Source organism: Nocardia sp. NPDC058480 (assembly GCF_042720495.1).
Taxonomy (GTDB): Bacteria; Actinomycetota; Actinomycetes; order Mycobacteriales; family Mycobacteriaceae; genus Nocardia.
Genome location: NZ_JBHXMN010000005.1, coordinates 21829 through 43797, shown reverse-complemented (window position 1 = coordinate 43797; position 21969 = coordinate 21829). Strand labels below are relative to the sequence as shown.

At 67.5% G+C, this 21969-nt stretch carries 23 protein-coding genes; 8 read left to right on the top strand and 15 right to left on the bottom strand.

What is annotated here, in order from left to right:
• Positions 1 to 44: 44 nt before the first annotated feature.
• A complete protein-coding gene (locus ACFWO8_RS14400) occupies positions 45 to 1475 on the bottom strand; it encodes an SDR family NAD(P)-dependent oxidoreductase (RefSeq protein ID WP_378949900.1) in 1431 nt (476 codons plus the stop codon).
• 83 nt (positions 1476 to 1558) lie between these two features.
• On the opposite strand from ACFWO8_RS14400, the gene ACFWO8_RS14395 reads away from it, so the two are divergent.
• The gene (locus ACFWO8_RS14395; RefSeq protein WP_378950895.1) at positions 1559 to 2269 is read left to right on the top strand and encodes a TetR/AcrR family transcriptional regulator; all 711 of its coding nucleotides are present in this window, start codon (positions 1559 to 1561) and stop codon (positions 2267 to 2269) included.
• On the opposite strand, the gene ACFWO8_RS14390 is transcribed toward ACFWO8_RS14395, so the two are convergent.
• The gene (locus tag ACFWO8_RS14390) at positions 2266 to 2616 is read right to left on the bottom strand and encodes a hypothetical protein (protein WP_378949897.1); all 351 of its coding nucleotides are present in this window, start codon (positions 2614 to 2616) and stop codon (positions 2266 to 2268) included. The genes ACFWO8_RS14395 and ACFWO8_RS14390 overlap by 4 nt on opposite strands.
• Positions 2617 to 2875: 259 nt before the next feature.
• Here ACFWO8_RS14390 and ACFWO8_RS14385 point away from each other — a divergent pair, with 259 nt between their 5' ends.
• The gene (locus ACFWO8_RS14385; RefSeq protein ID WP_378949895.1) at positions 2876 to 3595 is read left to right on the top strand and encodes a hypothetical protein; all 720 of its coding nucleotides are present in this window, start codon (positions 2876 to 2878) and stop codon (positions 3593 to 3595) included.
• Positions 3596 to 3604: 9 nt separating this feature from the next.
• Here ACFWO8_RS14385 and ligD read toward each other — a convergent pair whose 3' ends face one another.
• The 3 genes from ligD to ACFWO8_RS14370 all read right to left on the bottom strand — a co-directional run bounded on the left by ligD (position 3605) and on the right by ACFWO8_RS14370 (position 6210).
• On the bottom strand, positions 3605 to 4603 hold the full coding sequence (ligD, locus tag ACFWO8_RS14380; protein WP_378949893.1) for a non-homologous end-joining DNA ligase: 999 nt from the start codon (positions 4601 to 4603) through the stop codon (positions 3605 to 3607).
• A complete protein-coding gene (locus ACFWO8_RS14375; RefSeq protein WP_378949891.1) occupies positions 4600 to 5679 on the bottom strand; it encodes an ATP-dependent DNA ligase in 1080 nt (359 codons plus the stop codon). The genes ligD and ACFWO8_RS14375 overlap by 4 nt, the downstream gene beginning before the upstream one ends.
• A 144-nt stretch (positions 5680 to 5823) precedes the next feature.
• The gene (locus ACFWO8_RS14370; RefSeq protein WP_378949889.1) at positions 5824 to 6210 is read right to left on the bottom strand and encodes a cold shock domain-containing protein; all 387 of its coding nucleotides are present in this window, start codon (positions 6208 to 6210) and stop codon (positions 5824 to 5826) included.
• A gap of 301 nt (positions 6211 to 6511) precedes the next feature.
• On the opposite strand from ACFWO8_RS14370, the gene ACFWO8_RS14365 reads away from it, so the two are divergent.
• Positions 6512 to 7720, top strand: a complete 1209-nt coding sequence (locus tag ACFWO8_RS14365) for a condensation domain-containing protein (RefSeq protein ID WP_378949887.1) — start codon at positions 6512 to 6514, stop codon at positions 7718 to 7720.
• On the opposite strand, the gene ACFWO8_RS14360 is transcribed toward ACFWO8_RS14365, so the two are convergent.
• From ACFWO8_RS14360 to ACFWO8_RS14335, 6 genes are all read right to left on the bottom strand, one after another.
• On the bottom strand, positions 7721 to 9034 hold the full coding sequence (locus ACFWO8_RS14360; protein ID WP_378949885.1) for a pyridoxal-phosphate dependent enzyme: 1314 nt from the start codon (positions 9032 to 9034) through the stop codon (positions 7721 to 7723).
• Positions 9034 to 10443: an alanine racemase gene (locus ACFWO8_RS14355; protein WP_378949883.1), complete on the bottom strand. Its 1410-nt coding sequence runs from the start codon at positions 10441 to 10443 to the stop codon at positions 9034 to 9036. The genes ACFWO8_RS14360 and ACFWO8_RS14355 overlap by 1 nt, the downstream gene beginning before the upstream one ends.
• Positions 10440 to 11693 (bottom strand): heavy-metal-associated domain-containing protein, encoded by a 1254-nt coding sequence (locus ACFWO8_RS14350; RefSeq protein WP_378949881.1) that lies wholly within the window; start codon positions 11691 to 11693, stop codon positions 10440 to 10442. Before ACFWO8_RS14350 ends, ACFWO8_RS14355 begins: the two co-directional genes overlap by 4 nt.
• Before the next feature lie 39 nt (positions 11694 to 11732).
• A complete protein-coding gene (locus ACFWO8_RS14345) occupies positions 11733 to 13028 on the bottom strand; it encodes an aminotransferase class V-fold PLP-dependent enzyme (RefSeq protein ID WP_378949879.1) in 1296 nt (431 codons plus the stop codon).
• A gap of 68 nt (positions 13029 to 13096) precedes the next feature.
• Positions 13097 to 13531, bottom strand: coding sequence for a CBS domain-containing protein (locus tag ACFWO8_RS14340; protein WP_378949877.1), 435 nt, complete (start codon positions 13529 to 13531; stop codon positions 13097 to 13099).
• An 88-nt stretch (positions 13532 to 13619) separates the two neighbouring features.
• Positions 13620 to 13808, bottom strand: a complete 189-nt coding sequence (locus tag ACFWO8_RS14335) for a hypothetical protein (RefSeq protein ID WP_378949875.1) — start codon at positions 13806 to 13808, stop codon at positions 13620 to 13622.
• Between the two features lie 353 nt (positions 13809 to 14161).
• Between ACFWO8_RS14335 and ACFWO8_RS14330 the strand changes: the two genes are divergently transcribed.
• A complete protein-coding gene (locus tag ACFWO8_RS14330; RefSeq protein WP_378928334.1) occupies positions 14162 to 14395 on the top strand; it encodes a DUF397 domain-containing protein in 234 nt (77 codons plus the stop codon).
• Between the two features lie 18 nt (positions 14396 to 14413).
• Complete coding sequence (locus ACFWO8_RS14325) at positions 14414 to 15298, top strand: helix-turn-helix domain-containing protein (protein WP_378949873.1); 885 nt, start codon at positions 14414 to 14416, stop codon at positions 15296 to 15298.
• Between the two features lie 85 nt (positions 15299 to 15383).
• On the opposite strand, the gene ACFWO8_RS14320 is transcribed toward ACFWO8_RS14325, so the two are convergent.
• The 4 genes from ACFWO8_RS14320 to ACFWO8_RS14305 all read right to left on the bottom strand — a co-directional run bounded on the left by ACFWO8_RS14320 (position 15384) and on the right by ACFWO8_RS14305 (position 17487).
• Positions 15384 to 15638, bottom strand: a complete 255-nt coding sequence (locus tag ACFWO8_RS14320; RefSeq protein ID WP_378949870.1) for a hypothetical protein — start codon at positions 15636 to 15638, stop codon at positions 15384 to 15386.
• A 353-nt stretch (positions 15639 to 15991) separates the two neighbouring features.
• Entirely contained in the window at positions 15992 to 16645 is a 654-nt protein-coding gene (locus ACFWO8_RS14315; protein ID WP_378949868.1) for an NAD(P)-binding oxidoreductase, read from the bottom strand.
• Positions 16646 to 16657: 12 nt separating this feature from the next.
• Complete coding sequence (locus tag ACFWO8_RS14310; protein WP_378949866.1) at positions 16658 to 17134, bottom strand: DUF2599 domain-containing protein; 477 nt, start codon at positions 17132 to 17134, stop codon at positions 16658 to 16660.
• An 80-nt stretch (positions 17135 to 17214) separates the two neighbouring features.
• Positions 17215 to 17487 (bottom strand): hypothetical protein, encoded by a 273-nt coding sequence (locus tag ACFWO8_RS14305; RefSeq protein ID WP_378949864.1) that lies wholly within the window; start codon positions 17485 to 17487, stop codon positions 17215 to 17217.
• Positions 17488 to 17741: 254 nt separating this feature from the next.
• On the opposite strand from ACFWO8_RS14305, the gene ACFWO8_RS14300 reads away from it, so the two are divergent.
• The 3 genes from ACFWO8_RS14300 (at position 17742) to ACFWO8_RS14290 (ending at position 21957) form a co-directional block, all read left to right on the top strand.
• The gene (locus ACFWO8_RS14300) at positions 17742 to 18971 is read left to right on the top strand and encodes a lipase family protein (protein ID WP_378949862.1); all 1230 of its coding nucleotides are present in this window, start codon (positions 17742 to 17744) and stop codon (positions 18969 to 18971) included.
• Between the two features lie 254 nt (positions 18972 to 19225).
• Positions 19226 to 20590 (top strand): lipase family protein, encoded by a 1365-nt coding sequence (locus ACFWO8_RS14295; protein WP_378949860.1) that lies wholly within the window; start codon positions 19226 to 19228, stop codon positions 20588 to 20590.
• 185 nt (positions 20591 to 20775) lie between these two features.
• On the top strand, positions 20776 to 21957 hold the full coding sequence (locus ACFWO8_RS14290; RefSeq protein ID WP_378949858.1) for an esterase/lipase family protein: 1182 nt from the start codon (positions 20776 to 20778) through the stop codon (positions 21955 to 21957).
• Positions 21958 to 21969: the final 12 nt, after the last annotated feature.

Below are 21969 nucleotides of genomic sequence, written 5' to 3'. Positions count from 1 at the left end.
CCGGTCGGAATCATGATCATCATTCCGGTTCGGCATCGCTTGGATCACCAGGGCGAAGGCCGGTAGTCCTTCAGGAAGCAGCCGTACAGGTCGACGCCGTCCTCGCCCTGCACGATCGGGTCGTAGACGCGGGCGGCGCCGTCGACGAGATCGAGGGGCGCGTGGAAGCCCTCTTCGGCGAGGCGGACCTTCGTGAAGTGCGGGCGTTCATCGGTGATCCAGCCGGTGTCGACGGCCGTCATCAGGATCGAGTCGGCCTCGAACATCTCGAGCGCGCTGGTACGGGTGAGCATGTTCAGCGCGGCCTTGGCCATATTCGTGTGCGGGTGCCCCGGGCCCTTGTAGCCGCGGCCGAACTGGCCTTCCATCGCGGAGACGTTGACCACATACTTGCGCCTGCCCGCCGCGGCGGCCAGCGCCGGACGCAACCGCGACACCAGGATGAACGGTGCGACCGAGTTGCACAGCTGCACCTCGAGCAGTTCGGTGGCTTCCACCTCGCCGACCGTCTGCACCCAGCTGTTGGTGTGCGCGAGATCGGGGACGAGGCCGCCTGCGTCGATGGCAACGCCCGCCGCGATCCGTTCCGGGGTGGCCGAGCCCGCGACCAGCGCGAGTTCGGCGACATCGGTGGCCGACAGCGACGGCGTGAGCGAGGCGGTGAGCGCGGTCGGGTGCGCCTGCATGGTCTTGCCGAAGGTGACCATTTCCGGCAGGACGCCCGCGGGGAGCGGGGCGGTCTCGGCGTCGACCAGAGCGCTGTAGGCACCGGCCGAGCGGCGCACGGTCTGGGCGGCGTTGTTGATCAGGATGTCGAGGGGGCCCTGTGCGGCGACATCGTCGGCCAGTGCCACGACCTGCGCGGGGTCACGCAGGTCGATGCCGACAACGCGCAGCCGGTGCAGCCAGTCGGCGCTGTCCTCCATGGCGGCGAAGCGGCGGATCGCGTCGTTGGGGAAGCGGGTGGTGATGGTGGTGTGCGCGCCGTCGCGCAGCAGGCGCAACGCGATGTACATGCCGATCTTGGCGCGGCCACCGGTGAGCAGGGCGCGCTTGCCGGTCAGGTCGGTGCGGGCGTCGCGCCTGGTATGGCTCGCGGCCGCGCAGTCGGGGCACAGCTGGTGGTAGAACGCGTCGACCTGGGTGTATTTCTGCTTGCAGATGTAGCAGGGTCGCGCCTTGAGCAGGGTGCCCGCGCTCGCACCGGAGGTGGTCGAGCTGATCGGGATGCCCGCGGTCTCGTCATCGATCCGCTGTGGGGAGCCGGTCGCGGTCGCGGCGATGACCGCGCGGTCGTTCGAGGAGATCTGCTCCCTGGCCTCGATGCGACGGCGGTGCTTGAGTTTCTTGAACATGTGCCCGACGGCGCGCTGCACGGCGATGGAATCGGGGTGTTCCTTCTCCAACTGCCCGGCGCGTTCCAGTACCCGCAAACAGGTCGCCAACTCATCCGGATCGATCATGTTCTCGGTCATCGGGGAGTGCGACATTCCTTCGTGCGGGAGCGGTGGACGACATCTATTGTCGCATTGGCCGCGCGAGCGACCCGCTGGGTATCGTGATGGGCCGTTGCCGCAACCGCGCGACGACGATTCGAACCCGACGGAGCAGCCCGATTTCCCCGCTGGAGACCGACACCGCAGACGCGCCGCGCAGGCGCAGGCTCGAACCCGACGAGCGACGCGCGCAGATCCTGGCCTGTGCCATCGACATGTTCGGTGAGCGGCCCTATGCGGCGGTGTCGACTGCGGAACTAGCCCAGCGAGCGGGGGTGGCGCGTGGCCTGATCAACCACTACTTCGGCAACAAGCGCGACCTGTATCTGGCGGTGGTGCGTCGCATGGTGACCCTGCCGCGTCAGGACAAGGTCTCCATTCCCGACGGCACGCCGGGCGAGCGGGTCGACGCGATCGTGAGTTGGCTGCTCGACACCATCGCCGAGCACGGCACCACCTGGGTGAAGGTCACCAGCCACGAGGGCGTCGGTGACGACCCCGAGGTGCAGCAGATCCTCGACCAGGCCGACGATGCCGCCGCCGAACGCATGCTGGTGATGATCGGACGCCCCGATCTGGCAGACAATGCACCGTTGCGCGCACTGGTACTGGCCTACGCGGGCCTGGTGAAAGTCGCCGGGCGCGAATGGATCACCCGCGGCACGCTCAACCGGGCACAGATACATCAACTGCTGGCCGACACCTTGCTCACGATCATCACCCAGACGATCCCCAGCGTTGTCGGCACCGAGCCGACAACGCGACATCGCTAGGAATCGAGCGCGCGCCTCGGGCGTGGCATCGCGACCGCGGCGCTGTATCGCTGTGGTCCGGCATGGCCGGGTGCGTGGCCGGTGCGGCCGAGCGCCTGTTCGATCTTCTGCTCGCGGTGATGTTCGAACATCAGCGCCGCGACGCCGCCGCCGAGGAAGAACACCGTCGCTATCCCGGCCAGCACGGCCCACCCGGTGTGCTCGGTGCCCGCTGCGACGAGGGTGCAGGCGAGCCCGACCACCCCGATCGCGCACATGATGATGCCGGGAACGTTGTAATCGTCGGCCAGCAGATCGCCGGCTTGGGCATGCCAGGTTCGGTCTGCCGAAGGCGTGCTGTCGGACATGAGTCCTCCTCGCGAGCTCAGGAGTGCGCGCAGTGGTGCACTTGATGACCAGCATGAACCTGTTCCTTCTGAGGAGGCAAAGGTGTTAGCCGGTTCGTTACCAGGCGGGTTACCGCGGAATCACACGTTATGTCACTGTGACCCTATTTTGCGTTTGAGCTGTCCTACCGGGCTCTGAGTCCTTATTCTCGTCGCGTAACCCGGCGTCGCACCGGTTTCGTTGTGCGCCCGGGGAGATCGGAGAGGGAACCCGGGGTTGATGGCACGGTACGAGGAATGGGACGACGACCCCGAGCAGGAGTCCGACGATCGGCGTTGGAACGGCCAGCGCTGGCCGCAGGTGTCATCGGACGGTTCGGGCGGTGGTAGCCGCGGTGACCAGCCGCGCGTGAATCCGTACGCGATGGTGGCGCTCGCCGCCGCGTTGGTGGTGCTGTTCCCGATCGCGATCGTGTTCGGGCTGCTGTCGTTCGGGCATCCGCGGGGGCGGGGGATCGCGATGTTGGCCTTACTGCTCGGCATCTCCGAAGCGGCGGTCGCGATCGCGATCGGGCTCGCGGTGTTCGGCGGGCTGGACGTGTCCGTTCCGACGCTGGCCCAGTCGGCAGCGACGACACCCTCGCCGGTGTCGGTGACTTCCCACGGCGTGCCGACGGTGACCGAAGCCGCGCCGACGACTGAGGCCGCCCCAGTGACGAGTCCCGCGGAGAAGGGCAGCGTCGTCGAGAAGGGCACGCAGTGTGCCGCGGAGAAGGCCGGTCTGCTCGGTGTTGCCGCAGACGGTGCAACGTTGCTGTGTCTGCGCGGACCGGGTGGTCACACCTGGTCAGGGCCGTTCCGGGTGTCGGGGTCGTACTACAGCGCGGGGGCGAAATGCGATCCCTCGGTGGACAAGTCGGGGCGCACCTCCGACAACCACGCGCTCGTGTGCGAGGGCAAGGGCAGCGCCGCGGTCTGGTCGCCCTGGACCACCGAGTAGATCTGGAGTTCAGTCCTTCTTGGCCCGGCTCGGTTGCACGCGCGGTGGCTCGTTCGGCATCTTCGGATACTGCGGTGGCCACGGTGCGTCCATCAGCCCCGCCGCCATGTCGCGCTCCGACATTTCCAGCAGTGGTTCGATCGACTGCGGTGCCCGGTTCGCCCACGGATCACCCGACTCGGCGAGGCGCGCGGGCACGGTCGCGAGGGTGAGTTCGTCGGGGACGACGGTGTCGAGTTCGGCCCAGGTGATCGGCGTCGACACCTGGCCGCCGACCTTCGGCCGCACCGACCAGGCACCGAACACGGTCTTGTGTGGCGCGTTCTGATTGAAATCGATGAACACCCGCGAGCCGCGCTCCTCTTTCCACCACTGCGCGGTGATCTCCTCGGGGTGCCTGCGTTCCAGTTCCCTGGCCAGCGCCACCGCGGCCGCCCGCACCTCGTAGCCGTCCCACCGGGGCTCCAGCGCCGCGTAGATGTGCAGGCCACGCGAACCCGAGGTCTTGATGGACGAGTCGATGCCGAGTTCGGCCAGCAGTTCGCGGGTACGCACCGCGGCGCGGCGCAGATCGTCGAATCCGATGCCGGGCGAGGGATCGAGGTCGATGCGCAGTTCGTCGGCGATCCGCAGATCGGGAACGTGATTGGGCCACACGTGGAAGCCGAGGCAGCCCTGATTCACCGCCCACAGAATGTGCGCGAGATCGTGGGCGACCAGCGCGTCGCTGGTGGTGCCGTTCGGGGTGGACACCTCGACGGTCTGCAACCAGTCCGGCGCCGACTTCGGTACCCGCTTCTGGAACCACGATTTGCCCGACGCGCCGTCGGGATAGCGTTCCAGCAGCAGTGGACGCCCACCGATCACGCCGAGCAGCGGGTCGGCGACGGCCCGGTAGTAGTTGACCAGGTCGAGCTTCGTCTCGCCGCGTTTGGTGAAGTAGATCTTGTCGGGATTGCTGATCGTCAGCGCACGGCCGTCGACGTCGAGTTCCACCGCGGTGCTCATCGGCCGCCTCCGAAGATCGCGTCGAGCTCGGCGGGTGCCACTTCGTCGAGTTGGGCGTAGGTACACGAATCCGGGGTGCGGTCGGCCCGGAACCGGGCCAGCCGCCCGCCGTGGCGGAACCGCCCCGACTGCACGTGCTCGTAGCGCACTTCGGCGACCAACTCGGGCCGCAACGGCTCCCACGACAGGTCCTTGCCGCCGCTCCATCGACTCACCCCGCCCGGCATCTTGCCGTCGGCGTTCGCCTGCGCGGCGGCGTCGGCCCAGTTGCGCCACGGATGGTCGTCGAGCGCGTTCTCGCGTAACGGCGCCAGCTCGCCGAGCAGTTCGCGGCGCCGGGCGGCGGTGAAACTCGACGCCACCCCGACATGATTCAGATTGCCCTCGTCGTCGAACAGCCCGAGCAGCAGCGAACCGACACCCTCGCCGTCCTTGTGCATCCGGTATCCGGCGACCACGCAGTCGGCGGTGCGTTCGTGCTTGATCTTGAGCATCACGCGCTTGTCCTGCAGGTAGGCCAGCTCGTCGGACTTGGCCATCACACCGTCGAAGCCCGCTCCTTCGAACCGGGTGAACCAGTCCTGAGCCACGTCGGGATCCTGGGTGATCGGCGTGAGGTGGATGCGGCCGGGCGCGGCGTCGAGCAACGATTCGAGCTCGCGGCGCCGCAGCGCGAACGGTTCGGTGGTGAGATCGCGATCGCCGAGGGCGAGCAGATCGAAGGCGACGAAACTGGCCGGTGTCTCCACCGCGAGCTTGTTCACCCGCGAGGCCGCCGGATGCAACCGCTGCTGCAAGGTATCGAAATCGAGGCCCTGCTCGGTGACCACCACGATCTCACCGTCGACGACACAGCGTTGCGGCAGCGCCGCTTTCAGCAGCTCGGCCAACTCGGGGAAATAGCGGGTGAGCGGGCGATCGTTGCGGGAACCGAGTTCGATCTCGTCACCGTCGCGGAACACGATGCAGCGGAAGCCGTCCCATTTCGGCTCATAGCGCAGCCCTGGTTCGCGCGGTAGCGACGGCGTCGACTTGGCCAGCATGGGGCGCACTGGCGGCATCACCGGTAGATCCATCCGATCCTCCTCGCGGGTCTGTACACCCGTGTCGACGATGCGAGCACGCCCGATTCATCGGTGTGTGAGGCGATCGTAGGACGGGGCACCGACACGTGCGCGGACATCGGGTGCGCGCCTGTCGCGCTCAGCGGTCCGCGAGCGTCAGCTGTCGAGCCAGCCGTGCTCGTCGGCGAAGGTGGTGAACCGGTCGCGGATGGTGATGATCTCGGCCGCGGTGAGCGCCGGGGAGGCCTCCAGCAGCAGCTCGGTGATCTGCTGACGCAGTTCGTCGGGACCCAGCCGGTCGCCGTTCTTACGCGTCTTCGGGGCTGCGGGTGCCTGGCCGACCCCGGTCAGATTGATCGCTTTGGGGCCCCGGTCACCTTCGGTCACATCGAATTCGAACAGGCGGCCCTGACGGAGCTCGTCCTCGTCGAGGCCGATGTCGTTGACGTGGACGAATACATCGGGCCCGCCGTCGTCGGGCCGAATGAACCCGAAACCCCGTGAACCGTCGAACGACACCAATTTCCCGATGGACACCAACAACTCCTCGCTCCGCTTCCCGTCGCTACTCTAACGCGGCTTTTGGGCGATTTCGCCCGGAAAGTGGATAGTGGGCGAAATCTTCGGATTCGCGATGCGGACGGTCGACCGAGCATGGTCACGATCTGGCAACTGTGTGTTCACATCGGGTCATTAGCGTTCCTCCCTGTCGGAACGGTGTGGAGGTTGTAGACGCGTGCTCGACCCCGGTGTGGGGATGAGATCGGGGGGATTCGATGTCGGTCGCGGCGTTCTGTCGGCGACGGCCCGCACCGGGAGTGCCTCAGCGTGTCTGCGGCCTTCCATGTCACCGGCGCTCGGCCCGGCTCAGCAGGTGGTCGACCCCGGCGATGTCGTCCTCGATGTGGCCGAATGTGAGGTCGTGGAAGCCGAACTCGCTTCCGCGGTCGCCGCACAGCCCTTCGACCTCACCCGGGATCTGCCGGTGCGGGCGCGGCTGTTCGTGCTCGGCCCCGGCGATGTGGTCCTGGCCCTTGTCGTGCACCACATCTCGGTCGACGGCCGCTCGATGGGACCGCTGATCCGCGACCTGGTCACCGCCTACCTGGCCTGCCGCGCCGGCACCTCCCCGCAGTGGCCGCCGCTGCCGATCAGCTACATCGACTACACCCTGTGGAAGCACGAGCAGCTCGGCGAGTTCACCGACGAGTGGAGCCGGGCGACCCATCAGCTGCGGTACTGGGCCAATGCGCTGGCGGGCCGTCCCGCCCTGCTCGACCTGCCCGGCCGCGAACAGCCCGTGGCGCCGATCGACCCGGTCGCCGGTGCGCTGCTGCCGATCTCGTTCGACGCCGCGACCCACGCCGGGCTGCTGCGGGTGGCGCAGGACGGGCGGGCGAGTCTGTTCATGGTGTTGCAGGCCGCGTTCGCCCTCACTGTGGGCGCCTTCGCGCGAAGCGCCGATGTCACTGTCGCCACGGCGGTTTCGGGTCGCGATCACCGTCTGCTCGATGATCTCGTCGGCAACTTCTCCGATGATGTACTGATGCGAATCCGACTCGACCGTGCGGGTGACGTCGGCGAGCTCATCGATCAGGTACGCCGCGTCGCGCTCGCCGCGTACGCCCACCCTGACACCCCCAACCCCCGCGTCAAGCGCTGTCTGCTGCAGGACGCCGCGCTCCCGCTGTTCCAGGCGACGCTCATCCTGCAGCGGGCGGGTGCACCGCGCACCGCCACTGAACCGTCACCGGCGCAGGGGCTTTCGATCACCGAGGTGCCGACCGGCGTGGTCAGGGCCAAGCATGATCTCGAGTTCGGGCTCACCGATCACTACGATCCGCTCGGCACGCCCGCCGGTATCGACGGGTCGTTCATCTATCCGATCGCCCGGTTCGACGAGGCGACCGCACAGCAGTTCGTGGCGCGCTTCCGTGCGGTCGTCGGACTGCTCGCCGATGGGTATCGCGGCCCGCTCGCGGCCCTGCTGGCGACCACCGGTCGCGGTCGTTCGCTGAGCACCGCCCGCCGGGCGACCAGGGCGCTCGTCTGATCAGCCGCCGCGCTCCATGGCGTATCCGGCGTCGCGCCACGCGACTATGCCGCCCGCGAGGCTGAACGCCTCATAGCCCGCGCGGTGGGCGAGTGCGGCGAAGCGCAGCGAGGTCTCCCCGACAGGGCACACGAACACCACCGGCCGTGACCGTGGAAACGGCACGCCCTGGGTGAGCATTTCGTCGAGTTGGTCGTCGCGGATGTTGAGCGCGCCGGGGACATGCCCGACTCGGTAGGCCATCGCGCCACGGGTATCGACGACAGTGGGTCTGCCGGTGCGGTCGAGTTCGGCCAGCGCGGCGGGCGAGAGCGTCGGCGCGGTGTCGTCGGGGCTCGGCGGCGGCGGTCCGGTGGGCTTGCCGAACAGGTCCGGCCTGCGTTTGGCGAAATAGGACAGATACGGTTCGATCCGGTCGCACACGATCAATACGGCGACGAGTGGTCTGTCGTCGGGTCGCGGTGCCGCTGCCAGGGCGCGAAGGGCGGCGAAATAGCCTGCGCCGCTGGTCGGCCCCGCGAGGATGCCGTAGCCGCGAACCAGGTCGAGGGTCGCCGCGATGGCTGCGGCGGAGTCGACGGTGACGATCGAGTCGTAGAAATCCGGCTGGAACAGGCCGACCTCCCACATCTCGCGCTCGGAGCGGATACCGGGAATGAAGTCGAAACGGTCCGACACCACCCCGATGGTGCGCAGCCCGGGATGGTGGGCGAGCAATGCGGTCGCGGTGCCGCGGGTGGAGCCGGTGGTGCCGAGGCCGCCGATCAGATAGTCGAGATGGCCGATGCCCGCGTCCGCGAGGTCGGTGGCGATCTCGGTACCGGTGCCGTCGTGGTGGGCCGCGATATTGCGCTCATTCGTGTATTGCGAGGGGTGATACCAGCGACCCTCTGCCTGGCTGATGGTCTGCTCGATGACGGCTGACACATCGTCGGCCGCATGGGGATCGGGGCATTCGGACAGGCCGGGAAGTTCCACGATCTCGGTCCCGAGCAGTTGCAGCAGCTGGCGGACTTCGCCCACCCTGATCCGGTTGGTGACCGCGCGCAGCGGGATGCCGTGCAGTGCGCCGAGTACCCGCAATGCTTTGGCGGTGTTGCCGCTCGACGCCTCGATGAACGACTGCCGACCCTCGGTGACGCGCTCGAGATCATCGCGAATCATCGCCCACGCGACGCGGTCCTTCACCGAACCGAAAGGGTTGTGCGACTCCAGTTTCGCGTACAGATCGACATCGGGCAACCCGTGGACGGCGGGGTCCAGGCGCAGCAGGGGAGTGTTGCCGATCAGCTCGGTGATGTGGGTGTAGACCATCACCGGGCCCCGGGGCGGTAGTCGGCATCAGGGCAGAGCACGAACCGTCCCTCGTCATGGAGCACAGCGACTTTCGCCGGAACCGGGTGCATGCTGGCCTGCGCGGCCGACAGATCCATGTGGTAGGCGGCGGTATTGGCGAACACCACCGGATCGCCCGGCGACGGCAACCGCGCGAGGCGCACCTGCCGCTGGGTGACCAGGTCGCGCTCGAGGCACAGGTGCCCGGCGAAATACACCCCGACAGGCCGGGATTCGACTTCCTCGGTCAGCACGATCGGATCGATGAGCACCTCCTGGTCGGCGGCGGTGACGGTGTCGCGGCTGAGATCCAGATGTACCAGCGTCGCGCCGTTGCCCGCCTGTTTGACGAATTCGACTTGCGCCACGGTGATTCCGGCGTGGTCGACCAGCGCTTTGCCCGGCTCGAGCCAGAGGTCGAGGAGGTTGTCGGTGAGCACCGTCCCCAGCGCCCGTCCACCGTGTCCGGGCAGCGGAGCGGCGAGTAGTTCGGCGAGGATATCGGCGGCGGGTGCGGTATTGGCGTACTTGTGGAACACCGGTCCGCCGTGCACCATTCCGTCGGCGAGGTGGTAGCCGAAAGTGTTGTTGCCCCAGTGCATCGCGGGTCCACGCCCGAGCAGACCTGCCCGCAGAACGTGGTCGTAGGCGTCGTAACCCGCGGCGTCGGTGGTGAAGACCTGGCGCAGGCCACCGCCGATATCGAGCACGGTCGGCGCGAGACCGTGCGCGTAGGCGCGTTCGATCAGTTCGAGACAGTCGCCGACAGCGTTGACCCGTTCGGTGGTGGCGGCGGTATCGAGGTGGAAGGCGAACCCGAACAGCCGCAGCCGATCGCGGTGCGCCACCAGCAGGTCCAGCGCTGTCGGGACATCGGCGAGATCGATGCCGAACCGGCTCGGCGAGCTACCGGAGAATCCCGAAACACGCAGCAACACCGGCACTGTCGGCTCCGGCGGCGCCAGCTCGGCCAGGGCCGCGAGTTCCCAGAGATTGTCCACATTGACCGTCACCCCCGCCGTCAGTGCGGCTCGCAGCATCGCGGCGCCTTTGGGTCCGGTCACCTCGATCCGGTCGGCGGGGAATCCGGCAGACAACGCCGAACATAGTTCTCGCGCGGACGCGACATCGACGGCGATTCCCGCGTGCGCGGCGGTATGGGCGAACGCCGCCGAGCGATTCACCTTGTGCGCGTAGCAGATTCGATGCCGGAAAGACCCGGCGTCGAGCGCGGTCCGCAGCGCTACGAGGTTGGCGGTGAAGACCTGCGGGAACACCAGATGCAGGGGGGAGCCGTAGTGGCGCAGCGCCGCACGCACGCCGTCGCGATCGGTGAGAAACGCGGCGACGAGCGGATGCAGCGCGGCGGGAACGGCGGGCGGGATCATCCCACCGACGCGCCGGGCACCTGCGCCGGCACGTCGTCGACCGGGTTGTAGCCGCCGTCGCGCAACGCCTCGAACACGCGCGACCTGTTGCGCGGACTCCGGATCCGGGCGATCACCCGCTTGGATTCCAGATCGATGTCGACGAGGGGGATATCCATCGACTCGAGCAGCGCGGTGATCGTGCGGACGCAATGCCGGCAGCTCATATCGGGGACGTAGAAGACACCGTCGTCGCCTGCCGGGTCGGTTCCGGGTCGTTCCTCGGTCAGGTCCTCGACCACCTCCACCGAGCCTGCCAGCGCGGCGAACATCTCGACGAACCGCTCTGCGACGGTAGCGAGCACGTGCACGCCCGCACCGTCGATGTCGTGCTGAGTCGCCGCGAGGCAGGTGGGCCGGGTGTCGGCCGGGAGCAGCGCGTATTGCCGGGAGATCAGGTCGAGATCGTCGTGGTATTTCGCGACGGCCGTCTCGGTATCGAGGCCTTCCTCGGTGGTCGCGCGCAGCATCACCGCGTGCGCGTCGGCGATGGTGGCGTCCTTCATCGCGCGCAGGACGGCGATCGAATCGGCGGTGTAGCGCACGGACCCATCGGGTTGGGTGGCCAATCGCACCGGGATCATCCCGCGCCGGAAGGTCGACGCCTGCAACTCCCAGAACCAGCGGGTCGCGACGGCGGTGAAGATACCGGAATCATGGATCCCCCTGGCGAATTCGATGACTCCGCGATACGGGGTGTCGGCGGCGATCAGTCCGTGCTGGACCAGCGCGCGTCCCGTTGCCTCGATCCCGACCCGGAAGATCTCGTGCGGATCGTGATCGGTGGTGGTCGCGGAAAGGACGCCGTGATCGCGGGCGGGCAGCGCCTCGGCCCGCGCCGGCAGACCGGATACCGACAGTGAATGCCACAGTGCGAGCACGGTTTCCCGCGCGATCACCGCGAGTTCAGGACCTGAGCCCGCGGTGTGGAAGTAGCCGGTGTTGGGAATGCCCGCGCTGTCGGTCCAGGTGAGGCGGTGGGTCGCGCTGGTCACCTGGTCGGGGCGGCAGGGTCGCATGAACCGTTCCAGGTACATCCGCTGGGACTGCGTCAGCGCGGCGCCGGTCTCGGGTGGTAATGCGCGGGTACGGAAGGCGATTCGAACCGGAGGCGGTGGTTCGGTCGAGGCGAAGAGTCCGGGGGCGGCCAATCGGGCCAGTACCCGGGACGCGGCGCGGCGATCGTAGTGCTGCACGGTGGGTGTACCCATCGTTCCTCCTCGGCGTCGGGGGCATCGGGACAGGTCGGGTCAGCGCCCGTGCCCGGCGATGCCGGACACACAGGCGACGAATCGGTCGATCTCGTCGAGGGTGTTGTAGAGGTGGGTGCTCACCCGCACCGACGCGTTCCCGGCATCGGCCGAGGGCACACAGTGCGCCCCGGTGCGCACCAGGAAGCCGGCATCGGCCAACACGAACCCGAGGTCGGCCGCGCTGAGCGTATCGAGGGTGAACGAGACGATTCCGTAGCCGACGGCGCACGCGGCATGCGCGGGCCCGGGGAGGAAATCGAGCCCGGGGACCTCGCGCAGGCCATCGACCAGCCGCCGGGTGAGCACCCGGTTGTGCTCGGCGACAGCGAACCGATCGAGTTCGTCCAAGAGGTCGAAAGCCGGTGCCAGGGACAGGATCCCGGGAATATTGTGGGTGCCGCCCTCGAGCAGTTCGGGCATTCCGGTGCCGACGAGACCGGCATCGGTGATCGTGACCCCGGAGTGCCCGCCGGGCAGGAAAGGCCGCAGTCTGTCGTGCACCCGGCGGTGGCAGTACAGCAGGCCGGTGCCGGGCGCGCCGAACATCTTGTGCCCCGCGAAGACCGCGAAATCGGCGCGTAGCGCGGTCACGTCGACCGGCAGGTGCCCACCACTCTGCGAGCAGTCCAAGCACAGCAGGATCTCGGGGTCGATCCGGCCGTGCAATTCCTCGAGGGTGGTGAGCCCGCCGTACACGTGATGCAGGTGGCTGGTGGTGATCAGTCGGGTGCGCGGCCCGACCTGCGCGAGGATGTCATCGATGTCGGCTTCGCCGGTCGCGGTGCTGCGGTAGGGCCGCAACACGATTCGGCGGCCGAACCGGGCGAGTGTGTCGCGCAGGTGATGCCACGGCAGCACATTGGCGGCGTGATCGGCGGGGTTGTAGACGATCTCGTCGCCGTCGTTCAACTCGGCCAGGCCCCAGCTGTGCGCGATCGCGCCGAGCGCGGCGGTGGCTCCACTGGTGAACACGATCTCGTCGCAGTGCTGCGCGCCGAGGAAACCGGCCGCTCGGGTACGGACGGCGGCGATCCGCGCCGACAGCGAGGTGGCCCAGCCGTAGGTGCCGCGGCCCGCGTTGGCGGTGTGCTCGCGGTGGTAGTCGGTGACGGCCGCGATGACGGTGTCGGGCTTCTGTGTCGTCGCGGCGCTGTCCAGATAGACCACCGCGGGATCGGCCAGGGCGGGGAACCGCGCGCGGATCGAGGCGGGCACCGGGGTGGGCGCGTGCCGGATCACCGAGGCGGCGGCGAGCTCGGGCCGGGCGGGGTGCACCTGCTCAACGATACGCACGTTTCTGGTACGGCTCGCGAAGAATTCTCAGGCGCAAGGCTTTTCGGCACCGCGGGGTGGCGTCGGGCTCAGTAGTTGCCCTGGAGGTACTCGACGAGGTGTTCCCGTTCGGCGGCCAGTTCGGTGATCTCGCTCTTCACCACGTCACCGATGCTGACAATGCCGATGAGCCGGTCGGAGTCCACCACCGGCATGTGCCGGATCCGGTGCTCGGTCATCACATCTCGCAGCGAGGACACGTCTTCATCGGCCCCGCAGGTGCGCACCCGGGCGGTCATGATGTCGGTGACCGGCCGATCCAGCAGTGCGGCACCGTTGGCATGCAGATGACGCACCACATCGCGTTCGGAGACGATGCCCGCGATCGCCGAGCCATCGGGGGAGACGACCACCGCGCCGATATTGTGTTCGGCCAGCGCCGCCAGCAGCTCACGCACCGTGGTCTGGGGTGGCACCGTCGTGACCGCCGTGCCCTTGTTGCGCAGGATCTCCGCTATCCGCATACGCGCACCACCTGTCCGAATCGATACCTCGCCCCCCAGCATGACCTGTCGGAACCGGCCTGACCAGCACGAAGACGTTACGACCGCACTATTCGTCGTCCAGCCCCGCGGACAGGTACGCGGCGGCGGCCAACCACTGACGGCACTGCGGACCGTGGATGTCGTGTTGACGCAGCATCTCGCGCGCCTGACGGTAGGTGAGCCCGTTCGGCTCGTCGCTACACGCCGTGGGCGGTGCGATCGCGGCACCGAGGTGGCGCTGAAACGGACTACTCATCGAAGTCCCCTCCCATCCGGCGACGAAAGGTCTGTCCGGCTGATGGAGCCGACGAACCTCCCGGTGATCTTGCGCCCTGAGTCTACGGGCGGGTCGTTTTCGAATGCAAGCACATCTGCACGTTCGTTGTGGCCGTGTCGGGCCGCGATGGGGTTGTGGCGCTTACGAATTCAGGGGGCTGGACGACTCGGTCGAAGCGTCCCCCCGGTCATGACGTCGGGTAAGTACCGACCGGTGCGCGGTGGTGTTTCGCGTGTTAATGTCCCCATCGCGCAACGCAGATGCAAGAACGTTTGTGCGTGCATCTGCAATTTTCGTACCGATGGGCATCATTCGAGAAGGAGGAGTGCGGTATGTCCGGAATGCAGCATGATCAGCGTGAACGCCCGGGAGCCGGCGCGTGGCGCAAGAGCACCTACAGCAACCCCAGCGGCAACTGCGTCGAGGTCGCTGAAGCCGCCGACGGTTCGGTCGCCGTGCGCAACTCGCGCGACCCGCAGGGCTCGGTGATCTTCTACACCCGGCCCGAGATCGACGCGTTCATCCGCGGCGCGAAGGCCGGAGAGTTCGACTACCTCACTGGGTAATCGGTAGCATCTGGGTTCATGACGGCTGAACCCGACGAGATCGGTCGCGTGCAACCTGTTGTCGACCGCGGCCCTACCGTGTTGCGCATCGCGCTCGGTGGCCAGTTGCGCAAGCTACGCGAGGGCAAAGGCATCACCCGCGAGGCCGCCGGTGACGCGATTCGCGGTTCGCACGCCAAGATCAGCCGACTCGAGCTGGGCCGCACCGGCTTCAAGGAACGCGACATCCGGGATCTGCTCACGCTCTACGGCGTGCACGACCCCATGGAGCGCACCGCGTTCTTCGAATTGGCCAGGCAGGCCAGCGAACCCGGCTGGTGGCATCGCTACAGCGATCTGTTGCCGTCGTGGTTCAGCACCTACCTCGGGCTCGAGCAGGCCGCCAGTCAGATCCGCACCTATGAGGCCCAGTTGGTGCCCGGCCTGCTGCAAACGCCGGACTACACCAGGGCCATCGTCGGCCTCGGTTTCGACGACGCCGAAACCGAGCGCCGGGTCCAGGTGCGTCAGCTACGCCAGGACGTCCTGCGCCGGATGGATCCGCCGGTGGTGTGGGCGGTGATCGATGAGGCCGTGCTGCACCGCCCGATCGGTGGTCGCGAGGTGCACAAGGCACAGCTGCGTTACCTGGCCGAACTGTCGGAGCTGCCGAACGTGACCGTGCAGGTGCTGCCGTACGCGGCGGGCGGGCACGCGGCGGCGGGCAGCTCGTTCAGCATTCTGCGCTTCGGTGAGCCGGAACTGCCCGACATCGTCTACCTCGAGCAACTCACCAGCGCGCTCTATCTCGAGCGTCGCCAGGACCTCGCGATGTATCTGTCGGTGATGGATCAGCTCAGCGTCCAGGCCGAGCGGCCGGATCGCTCCCGCGAGATCCTGCTGTCCTACGCCGAGCGGGATTGACGCCGGAGCGGGATCGGCAACGCCAGAACCCGATCGGGCTGCTCAGTAGGTGGCGCAGTCGATCGTCGTGGTACCGATTCGGTGTTCAGTACCGGATACAGCCGGCGGCGATGCGCCAGAAGGTATCCGGGGTCAGCGTCTGTAGATCCCAGTCGTCGGCCAGTTCGTGCGCGGTGGTCACGATCCGGTCGATATCGAAATCGTTGCGGGTCGCCGCGCCGGTGGATTCCACGGCATCGATGACGAAGGCGACCGCGCTTTCCCTTGACCATCGTGCGGTGCCGGGGTGGGTGGTCGCCGCGCGATCGGCGAGGCCGTATCGGCCCTTGGTGTTGTTCATGTGAATGCCCCTGTGCTACTCAGGCAGTGGCAAACCCAAGGCAATCCTGGCCCCGGGTGTGCCGCTCGCGGCCTCCCCTGATATCCCCTGAATTGTGTTGCGGCCCTGAGTTTAGGACGGAGACACTTTCAGATGCAAGCACATCTGCACGATCGATTCCGTCTCGATGCGGCGCATTTCCCCGCTTCTGAGCGGCGAATCCGGGGTGGCGGCACCGCCCTCGCCATGGGTGGTGCTCGAATAGTGGCGTGACCGGCGGTTCGCGGTGTTCATCGGGTGACGACACAGTGGCCGGGGTGGGCGGAAATCGTGGCAGGCGGGCGAAATTTCCTGCGATAGTTAATTTCTGGTTATCAAATGGCCGCGACGGCTGACTCGATCGGCAGCGATCCGGATACCAGCTCGAGTGTGCGTCGAAAAGTGTTGTCCGCGAACAAGATCGACGCGAGCGTCGCGGCGACATCGGCGCGCGGCACCGAATCGCGCGGAATCGGCGGCGGTCCGAGCGTGATCAGACCGTTGCCTGCGGTGTCGGTGAGCATGCCGGGACGCAGGATCGTCCAGTCCAGATCGCGGGTCCGCAGATCCGCTTCCGCGCGGGTCTTGGCGTCGATATAGGCGGCCCACACCTCGTCGGTGCCCGGTGCGGGCGGGCTGCCTGCGCCCATCGTCGAAATCTGCACGAACCGCGCGACGCCGGTCTGCGCGGCGGCGTCGGCCAGCTGCACCGAACCGTTGAGGTCGACCGTGTATTTGCGGGCCACGCCGCTGCCTGCGCCTGCGCCTGCGGCGAATACCACCGCATCCGAACCGGCGACCGCGGCCGCGAGGTCGGCGGGGGTGTCGCGCTCCATGTCGTAGATGACCGGGACGCCACCGGTCGCGGCGATATCGGCAGCCTGACCGGGCTCTCGGATGAGCGCGTGGACGTGGTCACCGCGCCGGGTCAGCAACTGGGCGAGCAGTAAGGCGATCTTGCCGTGTCCACCGGCGATGACGATGCGCATGGGGTGCTCCTATCAGCGTTCGGGGCCGCCAGGATTGCAGTTCGCCGCCACTGTGGCCTGATAGCCGACGTCGGGGCGCCACGGTTCGAGATTCCAGCTCGGTTTGTCGGGCGCCACCATCCTCGCCCACACCCAGTGGCAAAGGAACTGGTCGCGCATGCCCGGCGCGTCGGCATCGGGGTCGAGGGCGCGTACTTCCTGCCAGGCCAGCTCGTCGGTGCCGGGTGCGGCCGTCTTGCGGCCCGCCTGGGTGGGGAAGACGAGCAGGCGGGGGCCGTCGACGTTCTCGGTCCAGGTCACGTGATCGATGAGGGGCAGGCCCGCGTAGGGGTCGACTGTGGTGGTGGGCGGTGCGATGGTGGCGGGCACTCTCTTGGTGGTGGTGGTCGGGGCGGTGGACGTGGCGGTGACATCCGGGGTGTCGGCCGAGCCGCAGCCGGTGAGGACGGCCACCGCGGCAAATGCGAGTACGAACTGCCACCGTGTCACGAACGCCCCTTCGGTCACCGCGGGCCGACGAACGCCCGCCGTGCCAGCCTAGTGCGGTCGACGAGTTGGTGCCGCGATCGTCAGTGCCACAGGGACCGGCACGGCAACCGGCGCAGGCCGGGGCCGACGTGGCCGTCGACGGTGACCAGCAGACCGGAATGCACGGCCGCCGAGGTGAACTCCCATGCCTCGGCCTGGGTCGCCGCGTATTCGAGCACCAGTGCGTCCTCGGGGGTCGGGCCGTCGAAGTAGACCGTGATCCGCCGGGTCGGTATCTCGTTCGGGTCGATGCGGTGGAGGGTTGCGATGTTCTCGTCGGTGGGAATAATGGCGTGCTCCTTTCGCCCCGGCACTGGTGAGCGCCTTCCTACTCGACGGTAGGTGTTGCACCGTCGAGAGGAACACGTTCCGATTTCGCTTGGAGATCTCACAAACCACCTGTCGCCGCGGCGGTGCGCCCGCATATCGGCGTACGTGCTGCCTCCGGTCACAACACGCACCAGGTGAGGTTGTGAGCTCCGCTGATGTTCGCGGCGACCCGTCGACGAGGAGCCACGGTACCGGCGAGGATCGCTCTCGACAGCAGCGACACGGGAGGGACAGCCGCATGATCTGGGTTGCCGGGGCACGACACACTGGGGCGCGCCGAACACTACTGGTCTGCGTGGTGGCAGCGGTGCTCACCGTGGTCTCCGCGGGGGCGGGCCACACCACGCCGCTGTACCCGAGTGCGGACCCCGACCCCTTCTACAGCCAGCCGACCGGCCTCGACGATCACCAGCCCGGAGACGTGCTCGACGTGCGGCCGATGCCGCCGCTGGCCATGTTCCCCGACACCACGATCACCCTGATCCAGTTCCGCTCCACCAACTCGGCGGGCGACCCGATCGCCGCCACGACAACGGTGCTACAGCCGAACAACCACCGCGCCGATGCCCCCGTGCTGTCCTACCAGCACATCATCAACGGCCTCGGCACGCGGTGCTCGGTCTCCAAAGTCCTCTACACCGACGATCCCGACCTCATGGTGCGCGAGGCGGTGGCCTGGAACTACGCGCTCCAGCGCGGCTGGACGATGGCCGTGCCCGATCACCTCGGGCCGAATTTCGCGTATGGCGCCGCGAAATTGGGCGGTCAGGTGACCCTCGACGGCATCCGTGCGGTGCGCCGGGTCGAGCAGCTGCGGGTCGGCGGTAGCCGGGTCGCGATGGCCGGGTACTCCGGTGGTGGCATGGCGACGGCGTGGGCGGCGGCACTGCAGCCCGAGTACGCGCCCGAGCTGGCGATCGCGGGTGCGGCGATGGGTGGGGTGCCGATGAACCTGGTGTCGATGCTGGAGGGGCTCGGCTTCGGCTCGCATCCGGTGTTCGGACTCGCGCTGGCGGCGGGGATCGGGCTGGAACGTGAATACCCGCAACGGTTTCCGATCAGTGATCAGATGAATGCCAGTGGCCTGGCCGCCCGTGCGTCGATCCGCGACGCCTGCACCAACGACATCCTCGGGGCGGGCGCGGGGCGCGGCATCCTGGACTTCGCGGCCACCACCTCGCTGGTGGCGGATCCGCAAGCGCGCGCCGTGGTGGAGGAGAACAGCCTCGAGCTGTATCCCGGCGTGCCGACAATGCCTGTCTTCGAATGGCATTCGCCGATCGATGGCCTCATTCCGGTCGACGCGATCACCTCGACCACGCATCGGTGGTGTGCCGCGGGCGCCAGGGTGGTCAGCCTGCAGACACCGACCCCGGACCATCTGAGCGCGGCTGTGCTCGGACTGCCTACCGCGCTGAGTTGGCTCGATGCCCGGTTGCGGGGAGAGCCGGCGCCCAGCACCTGCTGAGTCCGGTGTCGATCGACCCGAATCCGCTCGCCCCCGATGCGGATCCGGGTCGATTCGTCGCGCGATGGGGCGATTCTTGTTGCGATACAGCGGCATTGCGCACACGAGTCGGGCACAACGCCGAGGTCGCGTAGCGGCGCCACGTAGCGTGATTGCTCTGACGACGGCGCGGTGGGGGAGTTTCGGCGGGGGCCGAAGCACCGCATGGTGGCACGTCATCGACGAATCCGTTGCCACCCGAAGGCGTGTGTGCCATGAGATCTGTTCGAGTACTTGTCTGTTCGATGCTGCTGCTCTTCTCGTTCGCGGCGGGCACTGCCGCCGCCGATCCGCCGCCGACCCAGGAATTCCCGGTGCCACAGGTGGGGACACCCGGTTTCCTGCCTGATCTGCAGCGCTGGATCGACCGGGTCCTTCCCTCGCCGATCCAGCCGAACGCCGCTGATCCGGCCGCCGAGCTCGCGGCGCTGCACGCGGCGGTACTGCCGTCGGCGGTCGGTGATCCGATCTTCGACCAGTGGCCCGCCGGGCTGGACGAGCTGTCGCCCGGCGATCTGATCGAAACCCGCGACGTCACCGCGACCGCGGCCTGGTTGACCCTGGTGCCCATCCGCTCGGCGACGCTGCTGAAATTCCGCACCGACGACGCGCACGGCAGGCCGTCCTACGCCACCGCGACCCTGATCGTGCCCGCCACCGAGTGGACCGGGCCGGGAGACCGCCCCGTGCTGGTGAACAACCTGCCGATCGACGCGCTCGGCCGCAAATGCACCCCGGGTTACTCACTGGCGCACGGCCTGACAACACAGTCGAGTGCGACGGAATTCATTCCGCCGACCACCCAGCTGGCGGTACTGCGCGGATACGCGGTCCTGGTGCCCGACCACGAAGGCCCGTGGATGGCCTATGCCGAACCGTATGTCGCCGGGCACGCGGTGCTCGACTCGATCAGGGCGCTGCGCGGTCTCGACCCGGTGTCCTACGGCGAGAGCCGCTTCGCGATGACCGGCTATTCCGGCGGCGCCATCGCTACCCACGGTGCGGCCAAGCTGATCGATTCCTACGCTCCGGAACTGGCCGGCGCGATCGTCGGCGCGGCACTCGGCGGCGTACCGGCCGACTTCGAAATCCTGTCGCGCAGCATGAATGCCAATCTCGCATCCGGAATATTTATGGCCGCGACCTTCGCGATCGGCCGGGAACGACCCGAAATCCTCGCCGCGATGAACAATCTCGGGCGCTGGGTGACGACCTCGATTATGAAAGATACGTGCGCCAGTGTGTTCGCGGTGCCCGGAATCTTGCATCTGCCGATCGATGTCGGCGCCAATATCGCCGACCCGCTGCGTTCGGAACTGGCCACCGATATCTACGAGATCACCCGGATGGAAGGCCTGCGCTCGGCTACTCCGCTCTACATCTACAACGGTGACCAGGAATTCTGGATCCCCGCCGAGGGCGCGCGCAATCTCTATGCCGAGCAGTGCGAACTCGGTGCCAGCGCGGTGTATCGCGGTGTGCTCGGTGAACACATCATCGGTGCGGCGACCGGCTATCCGGAGGCGATGTTGTGGCTCGACGAGCGACTCCTCGGGGTTCCCGCGCGCAGCGAATGCTGAATATTTTCCTGTGCCCCGTCATGGCCGTTTTCGAGAGGGCGTGGTGACCTGCCCAGACCGCACGTGACAATCGTCTCGTAAGGAATTCTGCGGCTTATGTTTTGGGCGGTTTCGACAAGCCATTCGTTCTCCCGGCAGGAAAAGGGCGGCGAATATTCGAATCGCACAGGAAGACAAGTCACCACATGAAATCTCCCAGTCGCAGGCGCACGCTGCACACGGCGGTATTCGCCGGAGTCGGCGCCCTTTCCATGGTGCTCACCGGGCCGGGGGCGAGCGCGGCTCCCGCCGCGTCGCCGACCGAGCAGGATCTCGCCGACATCGTCTCCGAAGGTCGTCAGGTCGCCGGGTCCGGTTCGGCGTGCACCTCCGGCAGCGGTGCCGGGTCCGGTAACGGGTCCGGTGACTGCTACGGCGGTTCGGGTTCCAGCTCGGGTTCCTCGGGCGGCTATTCCTCCGATCCAGGCGCATACGGACCGGAGTCGACGGCGTTCCTCGCCGCGTTCGCCTACGGCCTCGGCAACCCCGACGCTGCCGCACCAGGGACGAACGACTGGACCTGCAAGCCGACCGCAGAGCATCCTCGCCCGGTCGTGCTGCTGCACGGCACCTGGATGAACGCCTACAACGGTTACGCCTACATGGGCCAGCCGATCAAGGACGCCGGCTACTGCACGTTCACGTTCAACTTCGGTCGCTCCAACATGATGGAGGGTGGCGGTCTCGGTTCGTTCCTGCCCGGTGTGATGGGTACCGGCTACATCGAGGACTCGGCCAAGCAGACCGCGACGTTCGTCGATCGGGTGCTCGCGGCCACCGGTGCTGACGAGGTCGACATCATCGCCCACTCGCAAGGCGGGTCGATGGCGAACCACTACACCAAGTTCGAGGGCGGCGCCGCCAAGGTGAACAAGCTGATCACCTTCGGTGCCACCCACCACGGCACCAGCCTCGACGGTATCGGCGCGCTGGGTCGCATGATCAACAACCTGGGTATCGACATCCTGGGCCCGATCGAGATCTTCGTCGGGCACGCGGGTATCCAGCAGACCATCGGCTCGGATTTCGTCAACAACCTCAACGCGGGCGGTGACACTGTCGCCGGCGTCGACTACACCGTGGTCGGTACCCGGTATGACGAGGTCACCAACCCCTATGACCTGACCTTCCTGAAGGCGGGCCCGGGGGCGCGGGTCGACAACATCACCCTGCAGGACGGCTGCGAGCAGGACATCTCCGATCACCTCACGATGATGTACTCGCCGCGTGCCCTGTCGATCGCGTTGCGTGCGCTCGACCCGGTGCAGAACCCGCAACTGACCTGCGCGTTCAACCCGTGGCTCGTCGGTGGCGGCGGCTCGATCTGACCCGCTCACGCT

Coding starts and splice junctions, on each gene's coding strand:
- ACFWO8_RS14295 (WP_378949860.1), top strand. CDS start 19,226: ATGAGATCTGTTCGAGTACTTGTCTGTTCGATGCTGCTGCTCTTCTCG.
- ACFWO8_RS14290 (WP_378949858.1), top strand. CDS start 20,776: ATGAAATCTCCCAGTCGCAGGCGCACGCTGCACACGGCGGTATTCGCC.
- ACFWO8_RS14335 (WP_378949875.1), bottom strand. CDS start 13,808: ATGAGTAGTCCGTTTCAGCGCCACCTCGGTGCCGCGATCGCACCGCCC.
- ACFWO8_RS14365 (WP_378949887.1), top strand. CDS start 6,512: ATGTCACCGGCGCTCGGCCCGGCTCAGCAGGTGGTCGACCCCGGCGAT.
- ACFWO8_RS14320 (WP_378949870.1), bottom strand. CDS start 15,638: ATGAACAACACCAAGGGCCGATACGGCCTCGCCGATCGCGCGGCGACC.
- ACFWO8_RS14355 (WP_378949883.1), bottom strand. CDS start 10,443: ATGATCCCGCCCGCCGTTCCCGCCGCGCTGCATCCGCTCGTCGCCGCG.
- ACFWO8_RS14300 (WP_378949862.1), top strand. CDS start 17,742: ATGATCTGGGTTGCCGGGGCACGACACACTGGGGCGCGCCGAACACTA.
- ACFWO8_RS14315 (WP_378949868.1), bottom strand. CDS start 16,645: ATGCGCATCGTCATCGCCGGTGGACACGGCAAGATCGCCTTACTGCTC.
- ACFWO8_RS14325 (WP_378949873.1), top strand. CDS start 14,414: ATGACGGCTGAACCCGACGAGATCGGTCGCGTGCAACCTGTTGTCGAC.
- ACFWO8_RS14385 (WP_378949895.1), top strand. CDS start 2,876: ATGGCACGGTACGAGGAATGGGACGACGACCCCGAGCAGGAGTCCGAC.
- ACFWO8_RS14340 (WP_378949877.1), bottom strand. CDS start 13,531: ATGCGGATAGCGGAGATCCTGCGCAACAAGGGCACGGCGGTCACGACG.
- ACFWO8_RS14390 (WP_378949897.1), bottom strand. CDS start 2,616: ATGTCCGACAGCACGCCTTCGGCAGACCGAACCTGGCATGCCCAAGCC.
- ACFWO8_RS14375 (WP_378949891.1), bottom strand. CDS start 5,679: ATGGATCTACCGGTGATGCCGCCAGTGCGCCCCATGCTGGCCAAGTCG.
- ACFWO8_RS14360 (WP_378949885.1), bottom strand. CDS start 9,034: ATGGTCTACACCCACATCACCGAGCTGATCGGCAACACTCCCCTGCTG.
- ACFWO8_RS14330 (WP_378928334.1), top strand. CDS start 14,162: ATGTCCGGAATGCAGCATGATCAGCGTGAACGCCCGGGAGCCGGCGCG.
- ACFWO8_RS14400 (WP_378949900.1), bottom strand. CDS start 1,475: ATGACCGAGAACATGATCGATCCGGATGAGTTGGCGACCTGTTTGCGG.
- ligD (WP_378949893.1), bottom strand. CDS start 4,603: ATGAGCACCGCGGTGGAACTCGACGTCGACGGCCGTGCGCTGACGATC.
- ACFWO8_RS14350 (WP_378949881.1), bottom strand. CDS start 11,693: ATGGGTACACCCACCGTGCAGCACTACGATCGCCGCGCCGCGTCCCGG.